The organism is Halomonas saccharevitans (assembly GCF_032333995.1).
GTDB lineage: Bacteria > Pseudomonadota > Gammaproteobacteria > Pseudomonadales > Halomonadaceae > Halomonas > Halomonas saccharevitans.
On sequence record NZ_JAVXUR010000004.1, the window covers coordinates 204,985 to 227,133 of the forward strand.

Here is a 22,149-nt window from a genome sequence, read left to right on the forward strand (position 1 = left end):
AGCTGGGTCAGCTCAGCTCAGCTCAGCTCAGCTCGGCGTCTCCGGGCAGCCGGCGGGCCAGGCGCAGCATGTGCCGGCCGAAGGCCGGGGTCAGCCAGCGCTCGGCGTCCAGCGCCTCGGCGAGCGCCCGGGCCTGGTCGCGCCCTGAGGCCTCGCCTGTGCCGTTGTCTCCTTTAGCATCATCGCCCAGTTCCGCCAGCCGTTGGAAGGCCCGGCGCGCCTCTAGGCGCCAGGCGTCGTCGCCGGTATCCGCCAGGGCATCCAGCGCTGCGGTGGCGCGGTGCAGCCAGCCGCCGGCGTCGCAGGCCTCGGGCAGCGAGCGCGCGCCGTCGAGCAGGGCGCCGCCCCGGGCCGCCTTGCTGGTGTCCGAGGGACGCAGCGCCACCCGGTCGGTCAGGGCCTCGGCCAGCGACCAGAGCGCCTCCGGCTCGCCCGCCTTGAGCTCGAGCTCCAGCTCGCGGATCGCCACGGCCCGCTCGCCCGCGCGGATCTCGCCGATATCCAGGGCGAGCTCGATGGTCGCGCCCTCATGCTCGAGCCACCAGGTCTCGCGTTCGAAGTCGGTGGCGAAGCGCGGTGCCAGGCGCTCGAGCAGGCCCGCCTCGCGTTCGGTCATGGGCGGCAGCGCCGCAAGCCCCTCTAGATCGAGGCCGGGACCGGGCACCTCCCACTCCCACTCGCCGCGGGTCGAGAGCCCGCCGCCGCCCTGGCCGCGGGTCTTCAGCGTCTGCAGCAGCCGCCCGTCCGCGCGGCGCAGGCGCAGCGCCATGCGCGCGGCCTCCAGGTCGCCTTCGGGGGTATCGAAGTAAGTGTTGCCCAGCTGGGTAAGCGCCGGTGTCACCCCGGCCAGGCGGGGATGTCGCCTCAGGGCCTCGGCCCCCCCGGCGTCCTCGGTGTCCAGAGCGCCCAGGGCGAGTTTGAGTTCGATCTCGTTGGCCATCGGCAGAGCTACCTCGATTGGATGAATATTGGGTGATTTTTTCATGACGCTGAGGGTGTCAGTCACTATACTGACGCCGCCATTTTTCCAGGTTCATAGATGCCCTATGGTGACATCCAATCCCTTCTCCGCGATGTTCGGCCGCTCGCCATTCCATCCGCTGCTGGCCCACATCGTCAAGGCCAACGCGTGTGCTGACGAGCTGCTGCCCTTCTTCGAGGCGTCCCTGGTGGGCGACTGGGACACCGCAGAGCAGCATCGGGAGACCATCACCCGCCTCGAGCATGAGGCCGATGAGCTCAAGACTGAGCTGCGTCTCAACCTTCCCAATACCATGTTCCTACCGGTATCGCGCTCCGACCTGCTCGACCTGATCAGCGTCCAGGACAAGATTGCCAACAAGGTCCGCGATATCACCGGCATCATGCTCGGTCGTCGCATGCAGATGCCCCAGGAGCTGGCCCAGCCGATGCGCGACTACATGCGTACCTCGGTGGCCTGCGTGGCCCAGGCGCGCCACGCCCTCGAGGAGCTCAAGGACCTGCTCGAGTCCGGCTTCGGGCGTAACGTCTCCGACGTGATGCAGAAGCTGATCCGCGGGCTGCACGTGCTCGAGCAGCAGGCCGACAGCCAGCAGGTGGCGATCCGTCGCCAGCTGTTCGAGCTCGAGGATCGCCTGCCGCCGGTGGACGTGATGTTCCTCTACAAGATCATCGATTGGGTGGGCGAGCTCTCCGACCGCGCCGAGCGCGTCGGCAGCCGACTGCAGATCATGACGGCCAACTGAACACAGCGGCCCCGGCGACCCCGGGGCCTCGTTGTTTCGCTCTTCTTCTGACCGCAACAAGGGAACACTCCCTATGTCGATCATTGCTCAGCACGGCGAGGTCTTCATCATCCTCGCCTGTCTCTTCGGCTTCTTCATGGCCTGGGGCGTCGGCGCCAACGACGTGGCCAACGCCATGGGCACCTCGGTGGGCTCCAAGGCCATCACCATCAAGCAGGCGATCATCATCGCCGTGATCTTCGAGTTCCTCGGCGCCTGGTTGGCCGGCGGCGAGGTCACCAACACCATCCGCAAGGGCATCATCGACCCGGAGCTGCTCAAGGAAGATCCCCAGCTGCTGGTCTACGGTATGCTGGCGGCGCTGCTGGCGGCCGCGACCTGGCTGCTGGTCGCCTCGATGAAGGGCTGGCCGGTCTCCACCACCCACTCCATCGTCGGCGCCATCGTCGGCTTCGCGGTGGCGGGCCTCGGCGCCGCCGCCGTGGACTGGGGCGCGGTGGGCACCATCGCCGCCAGCTGGGTGGTCTCGCCGCTGCTGGCCGGCACCATCGCCTTCACGCTCTTCAAGTCGGTCCAGCATCTGATCTTCGAGGCCCCGGATCCCTTCGCCGCGGCCAAGCGCTACGTGCCGATGTACATCTTCCTGGTCGGCTTCGCGGTGACCATGGTGACCCTCACCAAGGGCCTCAAGCACGTCGGCCTGGATCTGAGCTTCGGCGCCAGCCTGCTGCTGGCTATCCTCGCCGGCCTGGCATTCGCGGCGCTCGGTGTGGCCATGGAGCGTCGCGTCAAGGCCTCCAGTCGCCAGACCGATCAGTTCGGCTTCTCCGGGGTAGAACGGGTCTTCGGCGTGCTGATGATCTTCACCGCCTGCGCCATGGCCTTCGCCCACGGCTCCAACGACGTGGCCAACGCCGTGGGGCCGCTGGCGGCGGTGATCAGCGTGGTGCAGACCGGCGGCGAGGTCGAGGGCGCCGCCCTGGTGCCCTGGTGGGTGCTGGTGCTGGGCGGCGGTGGCATCGTCGTCGGCCTGGTCACCTACGGCCACAAGGTCATCGCCACCGTGGGCACCGGCATCACCGAGCTGACCCCGAGCCGCGGCTTCGCCGCTACCCTCGCGGCCGCCACCACCGTGGTGCTGGCCTCGGGCACCGGCCTGCCGATCTCCACCACCCATACCCTGGTCGGGGCGGTGCTCGGCGTGGGCCTGGCCCGCGGCATGGCGGCGCTCAACCTGCGGGTCATCGGCACCATCGCCATGTCGTGGCTGATCACCCTGCCGGCAGGCGCGGGCCTGGCCATCCTGTTCTTCTTCACCTTGAAAGGCATCTTCGGCTAGTACGCTCTCGCCTGGACGCCCAGACGGCGGCATCACCTCGGTGGTGCCGCCGTTTTCGTCGCTCTGATATAGTGACGTTCTACCTACCCTCGTTCACCTGCTGCCGGAGTGCGGCCTTGGATACTCGTTTCCCCTTCGTCGACTGGTTTCGCAACTCCTCGCCCTACATCAACGCCCATCGGGGACGAACCTTCGTCATCCTGATCGAGGGGGAGGCCATGGCGAGCGGTCGAGGCGAGCAGCTGATCCAGGACCTGGCGCTGCTGCATACCCTGGGCGTGCGCCTGGTGGTGGTGTTCGGCATTCGTCCCCAGGTACAGCAGGCGCTGGATGAGGCCGGCATCGTGCCGACTCGACATCGGGGACGCTGGGTGGCCGATGAGGCGATCATGGCCCAGGTCGAGCGCATCGCCGCCGAGCAGCGGCTGTGGCTGGAGGCGCGGCTCTCGCCGGGCCTGCCCAACACGCCGCTGCACGGGATCGAGATGACCGTGGTCTCCGGCAACCTGGTGATGGCCAAGCCGCTGGGCGTGCGTGACGGCGTCGACTTCGACCGCAGCGGCGAGGTGCGCCGGGTACGCGACCAGGCGGTCGAGGGCCTGCTCGAGCGCGGCGCCCTGGTAGTGCTGCCGCCGCTGGGCTTCTCCAGCACCGGCGAGGTCTTCGATCTGGACGCCGCCGAGGTGGCGCATCATGCCGCCACCTCGCTTTCCGCCGACAAGCTGATCCTGCTCGGCGAGGCCAGCGGTCTGGTCGACGCCAGCGGTCGGCTGCAGCGCCAGCTGACCCCGGCCGAGGCTGCGCCGCTGCTCACCCAGGCCGATCCCGCCAGCGAGCTGGCCCGCCATCTGGGCGCGGCCTGCGCGGCGGCGCGTCACGGGGTCGCCCGCACCCACCTGCTCTCCTGGCATGATCACGACGCGCTGCTCGGTGAGCTGTTCACCCGCGACGGCGTGGGCACCATGATCACCGAGCATCGCTACGAGCAGCTGCGCCCGGCGGAACTCGGCGACATCGGCGGGCTGCTGGAGCTGCTCGAGCCCCTGGAGTCGCGGGGGATGCTGGTGCCGCGCTCCCGCGAGCGGCTGGAATACGAGATCGACGACTACCTGGTGATCGATCGCGACGGCATGATCATCGGCTGCGCCGCCCTGCACGCCTTCGGCGAGGCCGAGATGGGCGAGCTGGCCTGCGTGGCGGTGCACGACGACTATCGGGGCGGCGCGCGCGGCGAGCGACTGCTCGCCGAGATCGAGCGCCGGGCCCATCGCCTCGGGCTCTCGTCGCTGTTCGCCCTCACTACTCATACCACCCACTGGTTCTTCGAGCACGACTTTCGCCTGGCCGACATCGAGGCGCTTCCCACCCTGCGCCGCGACACCTACAGCCACGCCCGCAAGTCCAAGATCCTGATCAAGACCCTCGCCTGAGCGGCCGGACTGTCGCCGCGAGGCGTCGCCCGCGGCGCGGCGTCTCCGCCGGGGAACGCCATAACTTTTTGATAAAAAGAGTTTTTTTGGTGTGTCGTCCGAAAGGTGTCGCCGTTTAGCGACGAAAAATCCCGTTTTCGACCCCGCTTCTCCCCGCGAGGGCCTTCCACGCCCGCCCGTCGCGCTTCCTTGTCTATATAAGTCATTGATTTTTATAGTAAGATTGGAGTTTTGGCACGCTCATGGCATTGAGTTGGGTGAGCAAGGAAAACGGTTCATACGGCTCGATCCGTTTTCCGGTTGCCGAGGGGGCGCCGCGTCATCACTACCCTGTGCGTCCGGTCCCCCGAACGCGACCAGTGTCTGCTCCAAGCGATGTGTGACTTTAGGTTGCGATGAGACGGTGCCGCCGAAAGGCAAGGATCGGCATCGAGAGGTCAAGGATGCCCTGGCAAGGATGCCTCTCCCCCGCGGGTCACGACCCGTCAGGAGGGATCGAATCGTGCGGTATCGCCCTTGCGGCGCTGCCGCCAGTCACGAGGCGGGGTGGCCAATCGGTCGCCCGCATGAGAACGACTAGCCCCTGGTGGCCGATGGCGTTCGCATGGCTTCGAGGGCCCCTGGCCCCTGGTGAGGTCAACGGTGGACGAACCAGGTCGTCGACCGGTGGCATTTCCAGACCCTTCAGTTCCCTGCGTATTGGGCCGGCCATGCCGGCCCTTTTTTTTCGCCTGCGGGTGAGGCCGAACGATCGCGAGGCGCTCGGCCGATCTCTGGTATCCTTAGGGATGGACGATGGTGGTTCCCTTTACCCTCCTGCAAAGAACGCTGTCCATGACCACAGCCATTACGCGCCGCTGGCGCCCGCGCTCGCTGCTACAGCTGGTGCTGCTGGCCTTTCTAGTGGTGATGCTGCCGCTGGCGGTGCTGATGATCCAGGCCGGTCAGGCGCTCTCGGAGCTCTCGCGCCTGGCCGATGTGAGTGCCCGCCAGGCGGTGGAGGAGACCCGGCGTGCCCGCTCGCTGGGGGCGCTGGCGCTGGAGATGGAGCGCGGCGCCCGCCAGTATGCGGTGGTCGAACAGCAGGGACTGCTGGAGATCTTCGACGAGCGCCTCGCGGAGTTCCGGCAGCTGCTGGCCCAGCAGCGCCGGTTGCTGCCGAATGATCCCCACGTGGCGGCGCTGGAGGAGGCGCTGGACGGCCTCGCCGAGCTGCCCGACCTGCCGCTCGAGGCCTTCAAGGCGCGGCTTGGCGACTTCCTGCCCTTCGCCGCGCACACCGAGGCGATGCGCCAGGCCACCAATCGGCGCATCGACGAGCGTATCGACGCCATCAGCGCCCGCGCCGAGGACGTGCAGATCCGCCTGTGGTGGCAGACCGCGGCGCTGGTCTCGGCGAGCCTGGTGCTGATGCTGCTGTTCACGCGGCTGATCATCCAGCCGATCCGCCAGCTCGAGCGGCGCATCCTCGGCATCGGCAGCCTGGGCGGCGACACCGAGCGCCACCAGCGCCCCCTCAAGGGGCCGGCGGAGCTGGTCACTCTGGGCGAGCGCCTGGACTGGCTGGCCTCGCGGCTCGACGACCTCGAAGCCCAGAAGCAGCAGTTCCTGCGCCACATGTCCCACGAACTCAAGACGCCGCTGGCCAGCGTGCGCGAGGGCTCGTCGCTGCTCGCCGACGGCGTGGCCGGCGAGGTCACGCCGCGCCAGCGCGAGGTCCTCGACCTGATCGATACCAGCGGGCGTGAGCTGCAGCAGCTGATCGAGCAGCTGCTCGACTACAACCTGCTCAAGCACAGCCGTCAGCTCGACATCGCCCGGCTGGACGTCGCCACCGTGGTCAGGGAAGTGCTGGCCAAGCATCGCCTGGCGCTCGACAACAAGGAGATGCGAGTCACGGCCTTCCACGGCCCGCTTAACTGGGCGCTCGACGGTACCGCCACCTCGCGGGTGCTCGATAACCTCATCTCCAACGCCGTGGCCTACGGTGAGGATGGCGGCGAACTCGAGATCCGCGCCCGCGCGCTGCCGGATCGCCTGGTGATCGAGGTGGCCAACAGCGGCGAGCCGATCGCCGAGGAGGATCGCGAGCGGCTCTTCGATGCCTTCTACCAGGGGCGCGTGCGCCGCAAGGGGCCGCTCAAGGGCTCCGGCATCGGCCTCTCGGTGGCCGCCGACTGCGCCCGGCTTCAGCAGGGCCGCCTGGAGCTGGTGGACGACCCGCGGCTGGCGGTGTGCTTCCGGCTCACCCTGCCCTGGCCGACCCCGCTGCCCGAGCGGGGCGACGAGACCCCGAGACCCGCCCTGGTGGGTGACGACGCAAGGAAGGATCTGTCATGACCCTACGCCCCTGGCTCACGTGCCTGACCACACTGTGGCTTGCCGGATGTCAGTACCTGCCCACGCCGATCCATTCCAGCGGCGTGTCGATGCCGAATACCGCCCAGGGCACGCTCTCCTGCACGGACGCGCTTCCGGACTTCGACGACGACGAGTGCCTGATGCCCGAGTGGGTGGCCTTCGGTCTGGCCTCTCAGCGCGGCGACCGGGCCTGGCGTGAAGCTACCCTGGCGAGCCTCGCGGGCGAGGCCAAGCAGCGCCGCCTGTCGCGCGCCGTGCTGCTCTCCTGGGGCAGTGAGCAGCAGTGGGACCGTGCCTCGGAGCTCTACAAGGCCGACCTGGCGAGCGCCCCGGCCGAGCTGCAGCCGCTGCTGCGCTACTGGCTCAACGAGCTGGAAGGGCGCCGGCGCCTGGCCGGCCAGCTGGCCGAGCGGCGCCGCGCCCTTGATGCTGCCGCGGAGGAGAACGCAGCGCTCACCGAGGAGCTTGAGGCCATGGCCGAGAAGCTCGAGCAGCTCACCGCCATCGAACAGAACATCAACCTGCGACAGCAGAGTGAATAACCCCGGAGAGACGACATGAAGCAGACCGGACGCCTGGCCCACGCCGGCGATCATGGCGCGCATATCCTGCTGGTCGACGACGACGTCAGCCTGCTGAAACTGCTGGGCATGCGGCTCGAGAGCCGTGGCTATCGCGTTACCACCGCCGAGAGCGGACGCGAGGCCCTCAAGCGGCTGGAGGTCGCCCGCCCGGATCTGGTGCTCTCCGACCTGCGCATGGACGAAATGGACGGCCTGGCGCTGTTCCAGGAGATCCAGCGCCGGCTGCCGGGGCTGCCGGTGATCATTCTCACCGCCCACGGCTCGATTCCCGATGCGGTGAGTGCCACCCGCCAGGGGGTGTTCGGCTTCCTGACCAAGCCGGTCGATCGCGACGAGCTGTTCTCGGCCATCGGCGACGCCCTGGCCCAGACCTCCACCCCCGCCACCGAGGGCGACGATCGCTGGCGCGAGGCCATCATCACCCGCAGCCCCGAGATGGAGCGCATCCTCGAGCAGGCGCGCATGGTCGCCGCTTCGGACGTCAGCGTGCTGGTCACCGGCGCCTCGGGGTCGGGCAAGGAGCTGCTCGCCGGCGCCATCCACAAGGCGAGCTCGCGGGCCGACAAGCCCTTCGTAGCGATCAACTGCGGGGCGCTGCCCGAGCAGCTGCTGGAGAGCGAGCTGTTCGGCCACGCCCGGGGCGCCTTCACCGGGGCGGTGAGCGAGCACCAAGGCCTCTTCCAGGCGGCCGACGGCGGCACCCTGTTCCTCGACGAGATCGGCGACATGCCGATGACCCTGCAGGTGAAGCTGCTGCGCGCCCTGCAGGAGCGCCAGATCCGCCCGCTCGGCTCGACCACCTCGGTGCCCATCGACGTGCGGATCATCTCGGCGACCCACCGCGACCTGGATCGCGCCATGCACGAGGGCGAGTTCCGCGAGGATCTGTACTACCGGCTCAACGTGGTCAACCTGCGCCTGCCGCCGCTCAAGGAGCGCGCCGAGGATGTGCCGCTGCTGGCCAAGCACCTGGTCGCCCAGGCCGCCGCGCGGCACAAGCCCTTCGTCAAGGGCTTCTCGCCGGAGGCGCTCAACCTGCTGGCCACCTCGGCCTGGCCCGGCAACGTGCGCCAGCTGGTCAACGTGGTGGAGCAGTGCGTGGCCCTGACCACCTCGCCGATGATCCCCGAGGGGCTGGTGGCCCAGGCGCTGGTCGCCGAGGAGAACGCCATGCCCACCTTCAACGATGCCCGGGCCGGCTTCGAGCGCAGCTACCTGGTCAAGGTGCTCAAGATCACCGAGGGCAACGTCACCCAGGCGGCGCGCATTGCCGGGCGCAACCGCACCGACTTCTACAAGCTGCTGGCCCGCCACGAGCTCGAGCCCGGCGCCTTCAAGCCCGCCGCGCGCCAGGCCGAGCACCACTAGCGACCCTTTGCTCGCGGCGACGGTCGGCCTTTGCCGATCGCGCAGCGAGAGGGCTTCCTTGTCACGTTCCCCACAACGCAAGACCCCCTGCCGAGGCAGGGGGTCGTGGTCGTGCGTGGAGACACCGCCCGGCTTACTTGGGCAGCTTGGTGCGGCGCAGGTAGGGGAAGATGGTCTCGTACTCGCCGAACTTCGCCGTGGCATCCTCGTTGGAGACCGTCGGCGGGATGATCACATCCTCACCGACGGTCCAGTCGGCCGGAGTGGCCACGCCCTTGCCGTTGGCGGTCTGCAGGGCGTCCAGGGCGCGCAGCACCTCGGCGAAGTTGCGGCCCACGTTCATCGGGTAGGTCATGGTCAGCTTGAGCTGCTTGTCCGGGCCGATGATGAACACCGAGCGCACGGTGGCGCTGTCGGCCGGGGTGCGGCCGTCCGGCAGGTAGGCCTCGGCCGGCAGCATGTCGAACAGCTTGGCGACCTTGAGGCCCTCGTCGGCGATGATCGGGAAGCCGACCTCGCAGCTGGCGAAGCTCGAGATATCGTTGATCCACTTCTTGTGGTCTTCCACGCCGTCCACGGAGACGCCGATCACCTTGGTGCCGCGCTTCTGCCACTCGGCGTTGAGCTTGGCGACGGCGCCGAACTCGGTGGTGCAGACCGGGGTGAAGTCCTTCGGGTGGGAGAACAGGATCGCCCAGCTGTCGCCGATCCACTCATGGAAGCGGATCGAGCCCTGGCTGGTCTCGGCCTCGAAGTCCGGTACGACGTCATTGATGCGCAGTGACATGGTGTTGCTCCCTGTGGTTTGGGGATATGTCCCCGAGTGACCGGCGGTCGGGCTCGGGAAGGGGTCTGGTCCCTTGAGATATAGGCATCGGCCTCCCGTCGTCAAGGGGGTGACGGATTCAGGCTATATATCTTTTATCGGAATAACCATATTCCATTTTTTATAGGCTCGATGGCTTTCCTCCATGGGACTCTGCGCCATCGCTCCCGACACCGGTCACTGTGAGCGCGAGCCGCCCTTCGCCCAGACGCGCCTCCAGCGCCTGGCCCGGGGCGGTGTCCGCCGCCCGGCGCACCACCTGGCCCCGCTCGTCCTCGAGGATCGCATAGCCGCGCCCCAGCACCGCCAGCGGGCTCACCGCCTGCAGTTCGCGGGCGAGCCCGCCCAGCCGGTCGCGATGGCGGGAAAGCGCCCTCGGCATCGCCTGATGCAGGCGCTGGGTGGCGCGCTCGAGCCGCTGCCCAGCCTGTTCCGTCAGCCGGTCCGGCGAGCGCAGGGCCAGGCGCTGATGCAGGTGGTGCCCGCGGCGCCGCTCCTGGTCGAGCCGTGCCCGCATGGCCCGGCGCAGCCGCGCCTCCAGCTGATCCAGCTGCCGGCGACGCGCCGCCAGCACCTCGCCGGGGTGGCGCAGCCGCGCGCGCAGGTGATCCAGGCGCTGGGCATCGGTGTCGAGGCGGGCACGCTGGGCGCGGGTCAGCCGCTCGGCCAGTCGCTCGAGGCGGTGGAGCCGTTCGCGGCGGTCGGGCACCAGCTGCTCGGCCGCGGCCGAGGGCGTGGGGGCGCGCGCATCGGCGGCGAAGTCGGCGAGCGTGGTGTCCACCTCGTGGCCCACCGCGGCCATCACCGGCAGCCGGGAGTGGAAGATCGCCCGGGCCAGGTGTTCGTCGTTGAACGCCCACAGGTCCTCGAGGCTGCCGCCGCCGCGGGTGATCAGGATGGCATCGCGCTCGGGGTCCAGGGCCGACTGGCGATTGAGCAGCCCCAGCGCCCCGATCATCGCCGGCGCCGCCTCGCGACCCTGTACCGGCACCGGAATCAGCGTCACCTGCGAAAGCGGCCAGCGCGCCGCCAGCACCGCCAGCACGTCACGGATCGCCGCGCCGGTGGGCGAGGTGAGCACCAGCAGGTGGCGCGGCGGGAAGGGCAGGGGACGCGCGTTGGCGAACACGCCCTCGGCGGCGAGACGCGCCTTGAGGCGCTCATAGGCGGCCAGCAACTCGCCTTCGCCCGCCGCGCGCACCGCCTCCACGATCAGCTGATAGTCGCCGCGGGGCTCGAAGAGCGACACCTGGCCGCGCACCTTGACGCGGTCGCCGTCGCGCATCGGCGCGGCGACGAAGCGCGCGCGGGTGCGAAACAGCGCGCAGCGCAGCTGGGCCTTGTCGTCCTTGAGGGTGAAGTAGACGTGCCCCGAGCTGGGCCGCGACACGCCGGAGAGCTCGCCCTCCACCCACACCTCGCCGACGTCCTGCTCGAGCGCACGCCGGGCGCGCCGATTGAGTTCGCTGACGGAGAGCGCCTCGCTATCGCTGGCAGGGTCTTGGGGCGTGTCGCTGAGGGGGGGCGGCATGGGGCAAGTCTCCGGCGGGAACGCCGCCCAGCCTAGCATGGATGGCGGCGTCGTCTGCAGGCCGACTGGTGGGTTTGCAACGCTAGGCGCTCAGGCGCCGGCAGGCGCCCAGCAGCACCGGCATCAGCAGGATCAGCACCGTGATGCGCAGCAGGTGGTGGGCGGTCACGAAGGCCGGGTCGATGCCCAGCGACAGCGCCACCAGGCTCAGCTCCGGCGCCCCGCCCGGCATGTAGGCGAGCAGCGCCGCGGGAAGCGACACCCCCGTCGCCGCGTGGATGGCCCAGGCGGCGAGGATGGCGATCGCCAGCAGGCCCAGCGCCTGCAGCGCGGCCATCGCCAGGGTATGGCCCAGTGTGGAAAGCGCGGTTCCCGTGAAGCGCACGCCCACCGAGACGCCGATGATCGCCTGGGCCAGGGCGATCAGCGTCGGCGGCAGGGCCGCGTGGGTCAGCCCCGTCAGGTGCAGCGCCGACGAGATCAGCGCCGGGCCGAACAGCAGGGCGTTGGGCAGGCGCAGTCGCCTACCGAGCCAGGCGCCCAGCACCCCGGCTCCGGCCAGCCAGGCGGCATCTACCGGGCCGGGCAACCACAGCCACCGGCCCGGGTCCGGGGTGGCGGCGCTCAGGCTGACGTGACCGATGCCGTCGAGCACCGGCGGAATGGCGACCAGCAGCACCAGGATGCGCACCGCGTGGGTCATGCCGACCACCCGCAGGTCGGCATCGGAGGAGAGCGCCATGCCGGTGACCGCTGAGACCCCGCCGGGGACCCCGGCGTAGAGGGCGGTATCCAGCGAGTGGCCGGCGATGCGCCGCGAGAACCACACCGAGAAGAGCATCATCACCGCCGTGGCCCCGAGCATCGCCGCCAGGCTCAGGCCCCACAGCCCCAGGTCGCCGGACAGCTCCGGGGTGAAGGCCGCGCCCAGCATCACCCCGATCACCACCAGCACGCCCTGACGACCGCGTCCCGGCGAGCGCAGCCGCGCGCCGGAAAGGCTCGCCAGGGTGGTGGCGAGCATGGCGCCGAGCAGCCAGGGCAGCGGCAGATCAACGGTGAAGGCCGCCGCCCCGCCGGCGAGGCCGAGTGCCAGGGTGGGCAGGAAGCGCAGCAGGGCGGGAAGGGCAGAGGGCAAGGCAAGAGGCACGTCGGAGGTCTCCGGTCGAAACGTCTCGGGCCCGCGTGAGCGGGCCCGAGGCAGTGTTAGCCGGCGTGGCGGCGAGCGCGTGCGGCGAGCAGCTTCGGCACCAGCCAGGGCAGCACCAGCAGCGCGGCGGCGGCGATCCACAGCCCCAGCGAGATGCCGGACTGCCACAGGATGCCCGTATCGCCGCCGCTGATCGACAGCGCGCGGCGCAGGTTCTGCTCCATCAGCCCGCCCAGCACGTAGCCCAGGATCACCGGGGCCAGCGAGAAGCCGAGCTTGCGCAGCAGGTAGCCGAACACGCCGATCAGCAGCATCAGGTAGATGGCGGTCAGATCCGAGTGCAGCTGGTAGACGCCGACGAAGGCCAGGATGGCGATGGCCGGCACCAGCACCCAGCGCGGGATGGTCAGCACCCTGGCGAACACCCCGGCCAGCGGCAGGTTGAGCGCCAGCAGCACGATGTTGCCGATGTAGAGCGAGGCGATCAGGCCGCCGGCGACCTCGGGCCGCTCGGTGAACATCATCGGCCCGGGGGTGATGTTGTAGAGCATCAGCGCGCCGAGCAGCACCGCGGTGGTGCCGGATCCGGGGATGCCCAGCGTCAGCATCGGCACGAAGGAGCCCGCCGCCGAGGCGTTGTTGGCCGCCTCGGGCGCCGCCAGGCCGCGCATGTCGCCCTTGCCGAAGGTGCCTTCCTTGTCGGAGAGGCGCTTCTCGGTGGTGTAGGAGACCGCGCCGGCCACCGAGGCCCCGGTACCGGGCAGCACGCCGATGATGAAGCCGAGCAGCCCCGAACGCCACATGGCGCCCTTGCAGTAGAGCACTTCCTTCAGGCTGACGAAGACCCGGCCCAGCGGCGGCAGCTCGCCGTCGCCGTCCTGGCGGTGAGCGTGCTCGAGCATCAGCAGGATCTCGCTGATCGCGAACAGGCCGATGATCATCACCACGAAGTCGATGCCGTCATAGAGCTCGGGCATGCCGAAGGTGTAGCGCAGCACCCCGGTGCCGGAATCGACGCCCACGGTGGCGATCAGCACGCCAAGCACCGCGCCGATGGCGGTCTTGATCGGGTCCTTGCCCATCATCACCGACATCGACGAGAAGGCGAACACCATCAGCGCGAAGAACTCGGCGGGGCCGAACATCACCGCGATCTCGGCGAGCAGCGGCGCGAACAGCGTCAGGCCGATGATGGCGATGGTCGCGCCGACGAAGGAGCTCACCGCCGAGAGGCCGAGCGCCGGGCCGGCCAGGCCCTTCTTGGCCAGCGGATGGCCGTCGAGCGTGGTCATCACCGCGCCGGCATCGCCCGGCACGTTGAGCAGGATGCTCGACATCCGCCCGCCATACTCGGCGCCGGTGTAGATGCCGGCCAGCAGGATCAGCGCCGACTCGGCCGGCAGGCCCAGGGTGTAGGCCAGTGGCATCAGGATGGCGATGCCGTTGATCGGCCCGATGCCCGGCAGAGCCCCGAACAGGGTGCCGAGCAGCGCGCCGAGGAAGGCCAGCCCCAGGTTGAGCGGCGTCAGGGCGACGCCGAAGCCCTCGATCAGGAAGTCGAACATGGTGGCAGTCCTCTAGATGAACGCGGCAAGCCAGGTGCCGGTGGGCAGGGCGATGCCCAGGCCCTCGGTGAACAGCACATAGCTGCCCGCGGAGAGCAGCACGCCGGTGATCAGCGCCTTGCCGTTGCTGGCGCCGAAGAGCCGGGCCAGGGCGGCCACCACCAGCAGCGAGGTGGGAATGAACCCCAGGCCGGTGAACAGCATGGCGTAGGCCAGCAGCAGGCCCAGCACCAGCAGCAGGCGTATGGCCAGCGCCTTGTGCGGCCACTCGCCGTCGGCGCCGGGCTTGAAGACGAGCGGAAGCGAGAGGCCGGCGAGCAGGATCGAAAGACCCAGCGGAAACGCCCGTGGACCCACGGGCTCGTAGCTGAACGGGACTTCGAGGTTGATGGCCTGGACGGCGACGAACGCCGCCAGGCCGATCAGCACGAGTCCCAACAGCCGGTCGGCGACCGGCTTGGTGACTTGGCTCATTTCAGACCCACTTCCTCGGCCAGTGACTGGAAGCCGGCGACCTGCTCCTGCACGTAGCCGTCGAAGTCGTCACCGAAGCGCGACATCGGGAAGAGGCCACGCGCCTCGCGGATCTCAGCGAAAGCCGGGTCCTCGGCCAGGGCCTGCAGCCGCTCGACCCACGCCTGGTAGGCCTCGTCGCTGACCTCCGGGCCCATGTAGTAGCCGCGCCAGATCGGCCACTGCACGTCGTAGCCCTGCTCGGCGGCGGTGGGGATCTCGGCGTAGGGGCCCCCCATGCGCTCCTCGGAGAGCGCGGCCAGCACGCGCACCTTGCCGCTCTCGAGCTGCGACTGGAGCTCGGAGAGATCGCCGGTGAAGACCTGGATGTGATCGCCGAGCAGCGCGGCCAGCGCCTCGCCGCCGCCCTCGAAGGCCACGTAGCGCAGGTCGCGCGGATCGACGTCGCCGGCCTTGGCGGTCAGCGCGGCCTTCATCCAGTCCTGGCTGCCCACGGTGCCGCCGGCGCCGAAGGCGATCTCGCCCGGGGCCTCCTGGAGATCGGCCATCAGCTCGTCCAGCGACTGCCAGGGCGCGTCGGCACCGACCACGATGGCGCCGTAGTCGACGCCCAGGGCGCCCAGCCAGCGCACCTCGTCGGCGTCGTACTGGCCGAACTTGCCCAGCGCCAGGTTGACCGCGGCGCCGGTGCTGGCGGCGACGATCAGGTTCTCGTCGTCGGTGCGCACCCCGTTGACGTGGTTGTAGGCCACGGCGCCGATGCCGCCGGGCATGTAGGTCACCAGCATCGGCGAATCGATGCGACCGGTCTCGAGCAGGCCGTTGGCGGCCAGGCGGCAGGTCAGGTCGTAGCCGCCGCCGGGCTTGGCGGGGGCGATGCACTCGGCATCGCCGGCGGCCTGGGCGGAGCCGGCGAGCAGGGCGCCGCCCAGCAGGGCGAGGCCGGAGGCGTGGCGGATGGCCGTGTTGATCTTCATGGCGAACTCCTGTTCTCTTGTTATGCGACGTGAGCGAGGCCGCTTTGCGCCTCGCGTGATGGCCAGGGCGATGCTAGGGCCGCCACCTGTCACCAACCTGTCACCTTCCCCTTCACCGCCTGAGACATTGGTCGTATGCGCCTGCTGGTCATCGAGGACGATGCGCTGATCGCCCGCTCCCTGGAGCGGGCGCTGGCGCCCCTGGGCAATACCGTCGAGGTGTTTTCCACCCACGCCGAGGCGCGGGCCGCCCTGCGCCACGACCGCTTCGACCTGATCCTGCTCGACCTCGGCCTGCCCGACGGCGACGGCCTCGCGCTGCTCGCCGCGCTGCGCGACCGCGGCGACACCACCCCGGTGCTGATCCTCACCGCCCGCGACGGCATCGACGACCGGGTCAGCGGCCTCGATCTGGGCGCCGACGACTACCTCGCCAAGCCCTTCTCGATCGCCGAGCTGGAGGCCCGGGTGCGCGCCCTGCTGCGCCGCAGCCAGCAGCGCAGCGACAACCGCCTGCGCTTCGGGGGCCTCTGCTTCGATCCGGCCACCGGCGCGGCGACCCTCGACGAGGCGCCGCTTGCGCTGCCGCGCCGCGAGCTTCTGCTGCTCGAGGGGCTGCTGCTGCATGCCGGCAGCATCGCCCCGCGGGAGGCGCTGGAGCGGCGGCTGTTCGGCTTCGACGAGGTGGGCTCCAACGCCCTGGAGGTCTATGTTAGCCGGCTGCGCAAGCGGCTCGCCGGCTCCGGGCTTCAGATCCGCACCTTCCGCGGGCTCGGCTATCGGCTGGAGGACGCCGCCGAGTGATCGAGGTCACGGGCTCGCTCAAGCGTCGCCTGGCGGTGTGGCTGCTGGTCACCGTCACCGGCCTCGGCGCGCTTTTGATGATCGAGGCCTGGGTGAGCAGTCAGCGCGCCGCCGAGCGCGCCTATGACAGCCAGCTCGAGGCCGCCGCCCTGACCATCGCCGAGGCCGTGCAGTGGCAGCAGGGCGAGCCGCTGATCGAGGTGCCCGCGGCGGCCCTGCAGATACTCGCCACCCGCCACCAGGAGCGCGTCTTCTACGCCGTGCTCGACGCCGACGGCGAGGCCGTCTCCGCCAACCTGCCCTTCGCCATCGAACCTGGCTGGCGCGAACGGGCGGCCGCCGAGCCCCTGGCGCTGACCGCGCGCCTGGACGGCGAGGCCTGGCGCCTCTACGGCCGCGAGGTCGATTCGGCGGGCTGGGTCTCCCAGGAGCCGGTGCAGGTCTGGGTGGGCCATACCCGGGCCGGGCGCATGGCGCTGGCCGATGAGCTGTTCGAGCGCACCCTGACGCGCTTCGTGGCCATGGTGCTGCTGGCCGGAGTGCTGATGGCCCTGGCCCTGCGGGTGGCGTTGGGGCCGATGCGCCGGCTGCGCCGCGTGCTGCGCCGCCGCGACGCCGACGACATGCGACCTCTCGACGCCCGGGTGCCCGAGGAGATGCGCGAGCTGGCCCAGACCCTCGATCACCTCTTCGCCCGCCAGCGCCAGAGCCGCGAGGCGCTGCTGCGCTTCACCGCCGACGCCAGCCACCAGCTCAAGACGCCGCTGGCCGGGCTGCAGAGCGTGAGCGAGCTGGCACTGGCGAGCGAAGACCCGGCCGACTGGCAGGCGGCACTTGCCGCGGTGCACGAGGGCGCCGGGCGCACCAGCCGGCTCGCCGGCCAGCTGTTGAGCCTGGCCCGCCTGCGCCACCTCGGCGAGGCCGATGAGGTCGCGCCGCTGGACCTTGCCGCCGTGCTGCGCGAGACCGTGCTCGACTGGGCCGGACGCGAGGCGGCGCGCGATCACGACCTGGGCCTCGCCGAGCTGCCCGCCGGGCCGGTGTGGGTGCGCGCCGAGGGCTGGGCAATCCGCGAGCTGCTCGGCAACCTGATCGACAACGCCCTGCGCTACACGCCGCCGGGCAGCGTGATCACTCTCGGTCTCGAAAGACTCGGGGGTCTTGAAGTGCTCAAGGGGCTCGAGGGGGGTGACCCGGATCGCGAACGGGTGGACGAGGTGGCGCTCTTCGTCGAGGACGACGGCCCCGGGGTGGCCGAGGAGGCCCGCGAGCGGCTGCTGCAGCCCTTCGAGCGGGGTGGGCGCCAGGACACCGACGGCTCCGGGCTGGGGCTGTCGATCGTCGACTCCATCGCCCACCGCCTCGGCGGGCGGCTGGTGCTGGCGGCCCGCGAGCCCCACGGCCTGGTGGTCAGGCTTCATCTTCCGCTGTGTGATCCCGAGGAGGCCCCATGATGCCCCGGCGAGTCAGCCTCTCCCTCAGTCTGCTGGCGCTGCTGCTGGCAGGCGCCGGCGTCGCTGCCGGCCAGGCGCGCGCGGCAGCGACGCCGCTGGTGGTCGAGGCGGCCCTCGACCGTGAGGTGGTCGCGCCGCTGCTCGACGCCTTTCGCGCCGCCCATCCCGAGATCGCCCTGGATTTTCGCGACCGCTCGACCCTGGAGGTTGATGCGCTGGTCGCCGAGGCCGACCCGGCGCCGGACGTGGTGATCAGCTCGGCGATGCCCTGGCAGATGGCGCGCGTCAACCAGGGCCATGCGCGGCGGCTCGACTCGCCGGCGGCGCGGCGCTGGCCGGCCTGGGCCAAGTGGCGCGATGAGGTGTTCGGCTTCACCTTCGAGCCCATTGTCATGGCCTACCGGCTCGACCTCTCGCGCCACATGATGCCGCCCCAGACCCACGCCGATCTGCACACCCTGCTGACCACCGAGCAGGAGGTGCTCGACGGCAGGGTGACCACTTACTCACCCTTGAAGAGTGGCGTGGGCTACACCCTCTACCAGCAGGATGCCCGCTACACGCCGCGTTTCTGGGACCTGGTGGCCGGCATGGGGCGGGTGGATGCCCGGCTCGAGGGCAGCACCCGGGCGATGCTCGAGGGGCTCAGCGACGGGCGCTATTGGCTCGGTTACAACCTGCTCGGTTCCTACGCCATGGTCTGGGCCCAGGAGCATCCCGAGGTGATCGTGCAGGTGCCCAGGGACTACTCGCTGGTGATGATGCGCATGGCCTTCATCCATCGCGACGCGCCGCATCCGGCGGCCGCCGAGGCCTTCGTCGACTTCCTGCTCGGCCGCGAGGGCCAGCGGGTGCTGGCCGGCCAGACGCCTTTGTTCAGCGTGCGCCCGGACATCGTCGGGCCCTACACGGCGGCGCGACTGCGCGACCAGGTGGGCGAGCGGCTCTTCCCGATCCCCCTCAACGCCTCGCTGCTGGCCTTCGTCGATCCCCAGCGCCGCGCCGCCTTCCTGGAGCGCTGGCGCCGCGAATTCCGCCGCGACGTCACGAAGTAAGCAGGCACTTCGCGGATTGCCGGACCCGGGGGCTGGCCGCTATAATGGGGGATTAACTTCCCTCCCTCCTCCCACCAGCCCATGGGTGTTTTCGCATATGCTACGTATGGCCCAAGAAGCGCTTACGTTCGATGACGTATTACTCGTTCCCGGGTATTCCGAGGTGCTGCCCAACGAGGTCAGCCTCCGGACCCGCCTGACTCGGGATCTGTACCTGAACATCCCGCTGGTCTCCGCCGCCATGGATACCGTCACCGAGGCGCGCCTGGCCATCGCCATGGCCCAGGAAGGGGGCATCGGCATCATCCACAAGAGCATGACCATGGCGCAGCAGGCCGCCGAGGTGCGCAAGGTCAAGAAGCACGAGAGCGTGATCGTGAAGGACCCGGTCACCGTCAGCCCCAAGGCCAAGCTGGATGACCTGCTGGCGATGGCCGAGGAGCACGGCTTCTCCGGCTTCCCGGTGGTGGAGGGAGAGACCCTGGTCGGCCTGGTGACGCAACGCGACATGCGTTTCCAGCCCAACCACGGCGACAGCGTCGCCGATATCATGACCCCCGGCGAGAAGCTCGTGACCGTGCAGGTGGGCACCACGCTCGACATCATCAAGGGCAAGATGCAGGAGCACCGCATCGAGAAGATGCTGGTGGTGGATGACGAGAACCGCCTGCGCGGCCTGGTGACCTTCCAGGATATCGAGAAGGCCCGCACCTTCCCCCTCGCCGCCAAGGATGCCGACGGCCGCCTGCTGGTCGGCGCCGCGGTGGGCACCGGCCCCGAGACACCGGACCGCGTGGCCGCCCTGGCCGAGGCCGGGGTCGACGTGGTGGTGGTCGACACCGCCCACGGCCACTCCAAGGGCGTGATCGAGCGCGTGCGCTGGGTGAAGGAGAACTTCCCGCAGATCCAGGTGATCGGCGGCAACATCGCCACCGCCGAGGCCGCCCAGGCGCTGGCCGAGGCGGGCGCCGATGCCGTCAAGGTCGGCATCGGCCCCGGTTCCATCTGCACCACCCGCGTGGTGGCGGGCGTCGGCCTTCCGCAGATCACCGCCGTCTCCAACGTCGCCGCGGCCCTTGAGCCCTTCGACATCCCGCTGATCGCCGACGGCGGCGTGCGCTTCTCCGGCGACCTCGCCAAGGCCGTGGCGGCGGGTGCCAGCTGCGTGATGGCCGGTGGCCTCTTGGCCGGTACCGAGGAATCCCCGGGCGAGATCGAGCTCTTCCAGGGCCGCACCTACAAGGCCTACCGCGGCATGGGTTCCATGGGTGCCATGTCCCAGACCCAGGGCAGCGCCGACCGCTACTTTCAGGACAAGAGTGAGGGCGCCGAGAAGCTGGTGCCCGAAGGCATCGAAGGCCGCGTGCCCTACAAGGGCATGATGAGCGCCATCGTCCACCAGCTGATGGGCGGCCTGCGCGCCTCCATGGGCTACACCGGCTGCCGCGACATCCAGGAGATGCGCACCAAGCCGCAGTTCGTGCAGATCACCGGGGCCGGCTTCAACGAGTCCCACGTGCACGACGTGCAGATCACCAAGGAAGCCCCGAACTACCGGGCCGGGTGATCCCGACCTCTGAACTACCGCGGCGGGGGCAACCCCGCCGCTCGCTTTTGGATCCGGCCTGCCGCCACACCGAGACACTTCCATGACCGATATTCACGCCCATAAGATCCTGATCCTCGACTTCGGCTCCCAGTACACCCAGCTGATTGCCCGCCGCGTGCGCGAGATCGGCGTCTACTCCGAGGTTCGCGCCTTCGATATCACCGAAGCCGAGATTCGCGAGTACGCCCCCAACGGCATCATCCTCGCCGGCGGCCCCGAGTCGGTCACCGAGCTGGATTCGCCCCGCGCCCCACAGTGCGTGTTCGAGATGGGCCTGCCGGTGTTCGGCATCTGCTACGGCATGCAGACCATGGCCGAGCAGCTCGGCGGTAAGGTGGCCGGATCGAACGTGCGTGAGTTCGGCTACGCCCAGATCCGCCTGGACGCCGAGACCGCGCTGTTCAAGAACATCTCGGATCACATCGATCACGAGACCGGCAACAGCCTGCTCGACGTGTGGATGAGCCACGGCGACAAGGTGGCCGAAGTGCCCGCCGAGTTCACCGTGACCGCCTCCACCCCGAGCTGCCCGATCGCCGCCATGAGCTGGGAAGAGAAGCGCTTCTTCGGCGTGCAGTTCCACCCCGAGGTGACCCACACCCTGCAGGGCCAGCGCATCCTCGAGCACTTCGTGCTGGATATCTGCGGCAGCGAGCGCAACTGGACCCCGGCGCAGATCATCGAGGACCAGATCGCCCGGGTGCGCGAGCAGGTGGGCAACCGCCACGTGCTGCTCGGCCTCTCCGGTGGCGTCGACTCCTCCGTGGTCGCCGCGCTGCTGCACAAGGCCATCGGCGACCAGCTGACCTGCGTGTTCGTCGACAACGGCCTGCTGCGCAAGGCCGAGGGCGACCAGGTGATGGAGACCTTCGCCAAGCACATGGGCGTCAAGGTGATCCGCGTCGACGCCGAAGACCTGTTCCTCGGCAAGCTCAAGGGCGAGGCCGAGCCCGAGGCCAAGCGCAAGATCATCGGCAACACCTTCATCGACGTGTTCGATGCCGAGGCCGCCAAGATCGAAGGCGTGGACTTCCTGGCCCAGGGCACCATCTACCCGGACGTGATCGAGTCCGCCGCCGCCAAGACCGGCAAGGCGCACGTGATCAAGTCGCACCACAACGTGGGTGGCCTGCCCGAGACCATGAAGCTCAAGCTCGTCGAGCCGCTGCGTGAGCTGTTCAAGGACGAGGTGCGCAAGCTCGGCGTCGAGCTCGGCCTGCCCTACGATATGGTCTACCGCCACCCCTTCCCTGGGCCGGGCCTGGGCGTGCGCATCCTCGGCGAGGTGAAGAAGGAGTACGCCGACATCCTGCGCGAGGCCGACGCCATCTTCATCGAGGAGCTGCACAACGCCGGCTGGTACCACAAGACCAGCCAGGCCTTCGCCGTCTTCCTGCCGGTCAAATCGGTTGGCGTGGTCGGCGACGGCCGCCGCTACGAGTGGGTGATCGCTCTGCGCGCCGTGGAGACCATCGACTTCATGACCGCCCGCTGGGCGCACCTGCCCTACGAGCTGCTGGAGAAGGTCTCCAACCGTATCATCAACGAGATCACCGGCGTCTCCCGCGTCACCTACGACGTGAGCAGCAAGCCGCCCGCGACCATCGAGTGGGAGTGATGCTAGCTTGATGTAAGTGATTTCCTACAGCTATGTAAGTAAAAAACCCGCCGTTTGGCGGGTTTTTTTATCTTAAGGGTTTTATAATGTGTTCTTTGTCGCTATCTTAGGGGGATCCTGCAAGGTTAAAAGCGAGTGGTAGAGGGTTCAGGACTTGTTATCTATCTTTTTAATCTATTTCATGGTGTTTTTTTTATTTTTTATAAATTATAAATTGTTTGCTCGGTTTGAGGTTGGTGGTGCAGCAAAGCGTTGGGGAAAGTTAAAAGCTGTAATG

Annotated in this window: 18 protein-coding genes; 11 read left to right on the forward strand and 7 right to left on the reverse strand. The window is 69.1% G+C overall.

Going from position 1 to position 22,149, the window contains the following annotated elements:
- Positions 1–22: 22 nt before the first annotated feature.
- Positions 23–940, reverse strand: a complete 918-nt coding sequence (locus RSO68_RS11405) for a CYTH domain-containing protein (protein WP_315586666.1) — start codon at positions 938–940, stop codon at positions 23–25.
- 106 nt (positions 941–1,046) lie between these two features.
- On the opposite strand from RSO68_RS11405, the gene RSO68_RS11410 reads away from it, so the two are divergent.
- From RSO68_RS11410 to glrR, 6 genes are all read left to right on the forward strand, one after another.
- Complete coding sequence (locus tag RSO68_RS11410; RefSeq protein ID WP_089848547.1) at positions 1,047–1,727, forward strand: TIGR00153 family protein; 681 nt, start codon at positions 1,047–1,049, stop codon at positions 1,725–1,727.
- Between the two features lie 73 nt (positions 1,728–1,800).
- Positions 1,801–3,066, forward strand: a complete 1,266-nt coding sequence (locus tag RSO68_RS11415) for an inorganic phosphate transporter (protein ID WP_089848549.1) — start codon at positions 1,801–1,803, stop codon at positions 3,064–3,066.
- Between the two features lie 116 nt (positions 3,067–3,182).
- The gene (gene argA, locus RSO68_RS11420; RefSeq protein ID WP_089848551.1) at positions 3,183–4,496 is read left to right on the forward strand and encodes an amino-acid N-acetyltransferase; all 1,314 of its coding nucleotides are present in this window, start codon (positions 3,183–3,185) and stop codon (positions 4,494–4,496) included.
- Between the two features lie 834 nt (positions 4,497–5,330).
- Positions 5,331–6,836 (forward strand): sensor histidine kinase, encoded by a 1,506-nt coding sequence (locus tag RSO68_RS11425; protein ID WP_315586667.1) that lies wholly within the window; start codon positions 5,331–5,333, stop codon positions 6,834–6,836.
- The gene (locus RSO68_RS11430; protein WP_315586668.1) at positions 6,833–7,399 is read left to right on the forward strand and encodes a hypothetical protein; all 567 of its coding nucleotides are present in this window, start codon (positions 6,833–6,835) and stop codon (positions 7,397–7,399) included. The genes RSO68_RS11425 and RSO68_RS11430 overlap by 4 nt, the downstream gene beginning before the upstream one ends.
- A gap of 15 nt (positions 7,400–7,414) precedes the next feature.
- Positions 7,415–8,809, forward strand: a complete 1,395-nt coding sequence (glrR, locus tag RSO68_RS11435) for a two-component system response regulator GlrR (protein WP_315586669.1) — start codon at positions 7,415–7,417, stop codon at positions 8,807–8,809.
- Positions 8,810–8,942: 133 nt separating this feature from the next.
- Here the strand turns inward: glrR and RSO68_RS11440 are convergent, their stop codons facing one another.
- The 6 genes from RSO68_RS11440 to RSO68_RS11465 all read right to left on the reverse strand — a co-directional run bounded on the left by RSO68_RS11440 (position 8,943) and on the right by RSO68_RS11465 (position 15,332).
- A complete protein-coding gene (locus RSO68_RS11440; RefSeq protein WP_315586670.1) occupies positions 8,943–9,596 on the reverse strand; it encodes a peroxiredoxin in 654 nt (217 codons plus the stop codon).
- Between the two features lie 160 nt (positions 9,597–9,756).
- Positions 9,757–11,166, reverse strand: coding sequence for an exodeoxyribonuclease VII large subunit (gene xseA, locus RSO68_RS11445; protein WP_315586671.1), 1,410 nt, complete (start codon positions 11,164–11,166; stop codon positions 9,757–9,759).
- An 82-nt stretch (positions 11,167–11,248) separates the two neighbouring features.
- Positions 11,249–12,316, reverse strand: coding sequence for an AbrB family transcriptional regulator (locus RSO68_RS11450; protein ID WP_315586672.1), 1,068 nt, complete (start codon positions 12,314–12,316; stop codon positions 11,249–11,251).
- A gap of 56 nt (positions 12,317–12,372) precedes the next feature.
- Positions 12,373–13,881, reverse strand: a complete 1,509-nt coding sequence (locus RSO68_RS11455; protein ID WP_315586673.1) for a tripartite tricarboxylate transporter permease — start codon at positions 13,879–13,881, stop codon at positions 12,373–12,375.
- A gap of 12 nt (positions 13,882–13,893) precedes the next feature.
- Positions 13,894–14,355, reverse strand: a complete 462-nt coding sequence (locus RSO68_RS11460) for a tripartite tricarboxylate transporter TctB family protein (protein WP_315586674.1) — start codon at positions 14,353–14,355, stop codon at positions 13,894–13,896.
- Entirely contained in the window at positions 14,352–15,332 is a 981-nt protein-coding gene (locus tag RSO68_RS11465; RefSeq protein ID WP_089848569.1) for a Bug family tripartite tricarboxylate transporter substrate binding protein, read from the reverse strand. The genes RSO68_RS11460 and RSO68_RS11465 overlap by 4 nt, the downstream gene beginning before the upstream one ends.
- A 135-nt stretch (positions 15,333–15,467) precedes the next feature.
- Here RSO68_RS11465 and RSO68_RS11470 point away from each other — a divergent pair, with 135 nt between their 5' ends.
- From RSO68_RS11470 to guaA, 5 genes are all read left to right on the forward strand, one after another.
- A complete protein-coding gene (locus RSO68_RS11470) occupies positions 15,468–16,136 on the forward strand; it encodes a response regulator (RefSeq protein WP_315586675.1) in 669 nt (222 codons plus the stop codon).
- A complete protein-coding gene (locus tag RSO68_RS11475; RefSeq protein ID WP_315586676.1) occupies positions 16,133–17,590 on the forward strand; it encodes a sensor histidine kinase in 1,458 nt (485 codons plus the stop codon). Before RSO68_RS11470 ends, RSO68_RS11475 begins: the two co-directional genes overlap by 4 nt.
- On the forward strand, positions 17,587–18,645 hold the full coding sequence (locus tag RSO68_RS11480) for an ABC transporter substrate-binding protein (RefSeq protein WP_315586677.1): 1,059 nt from the start codon (positions 17,587–17,589) through the stop codon (positions 18,643–18,645). The genes RSO68_RS11475 and RSO68_RS11480 overlap by 4 nt, the downstream gene beginning before the upstream one ends.
- A gap of 97 nt (positions 18,646–18,742) precedes the next feature.
- Positions 18,743–20,212, forward strand: a complete 1,470-nt coding sequence (gene guaB, locus RSO68_RS11485) for an IMP dehydrogenase (protein ID WP_089848575.1) — start codon at positions 18,743–18,745, stop codon at positions 20,210–20,212.
- A gap of 82 nt (positions 20,213–20,294) precedes the next feature.
- A complete protein-coding gene (gene guaA, locus RSO68_RS11490) occupies positions 20,295–21,872 on the forward strand; it encodes a glutamine-hydrolyzing GMP synthase (protein WP_315586678.1) in 1,578 nt (525 codons plus the stop codon).
- The last annotated feature ends 277 nt before the right edge of the window (positions 21,873–22,149 follow it).

Coding starts and splice junctions, on each gene's coding strand:
- RSO68_RS11405 (WP_315586666.1), bottom strand. CDS start 940: ATGGCCAACGAGATCGAACTCAAACTCGCCCTGGGCGCTCTGGACACC.
- RSO68_RS11410 (WP_089848547.1), top strand. CDS start 1,047: ATGGTGACATCCAATCCCTTCTCCGCGATGTTCGGCCGCTCGCCATTC.
- RSO68_RS11415 (WP_089848549.1), top strand. CDS start 1,801: ATGTCGATCATTGCTCAGCACGGCGAGGTCTTCATCATCCTCGCCTGT.
- RSO68_RS11425 (WP_315586667.1), top strand. CDS start 5,331: ATGACCACAGCCATTACGCGCCGCTGGCGCCCGCGCTCGCTGCTACAG.
- RSO68_RS11430 (WP_315586668.1), top strand. CDS start 6,833: ATGACCCTACGCCCCTGGCTCACGTGCCTGACCACACTGTGGCTTGCC.
- glrR (WP_315586669.1), top strand. CDS start 7,415: ATGAAGCAGACCGGACGCCTGGCCCACGCCGGCGATCATGGCGCGCAT.
- RSO68_RS11440 (WP_315586670.1), bottom strand. CDS start 9,596: ATGTCACTGCGCATCAATGACGTCGTACCGGACTTCGAGGCCGAGACC.
- xseA (WP_315586671.1), bottom strand. CDS start 11,166: ATGCCGCCCCCCCTCAGCGACACGCCCCAAGACCCTGCCAGCGATAGC.
- RSO68_RS11455 (WP_315586673.1), bottom strand. CDS start 13,881: ATGTTCGACTTCCTGATCGAGGGCTTCGGCGTCGCCCTGACGCCGCTC.
- RSO68_RS11460 (WP_315586674.1), bottom strand. CDS start 14,355: ATGAGCCAAGTCACCAAGCCGGTCGCCGACCGGCTGTTGGGACTCGTG.
- RSO68_RS11465 (WP_089848569.1), bottom strand. CDS start 15,332: ATGAAGATCAACACGGCCATCCGCCACGCCTCCGGCCTCGCCCTGCTG.
- RSO68_RS11470 (WP_315586675.1), top strand. CDS start 15,468: ATGCGCCTGCTGGTCATCGAGGACGATGCGCTGATCGCCCGCTCCCTG.
- RSO68_RS11480 (WP_315586677.1), top strand. CDS start 17,587: ATGATGCCCCGGCGAGTCAGCCTCTCCCTCAGTCTGCTGGCGCTGCTG.
- guaB (WP_089848575.1), top strand. CDS start 18,743: ATGCTACGTATGGCCCAAGAAGCGCTTACGTTCGATGACGTATTACTC.
- guaA (WP_315586678.1), top strand. CDS start 20,295: ATGACCGATATTCACGCCCATAAGATCCTGATCCTCGACTTCGGCTCC.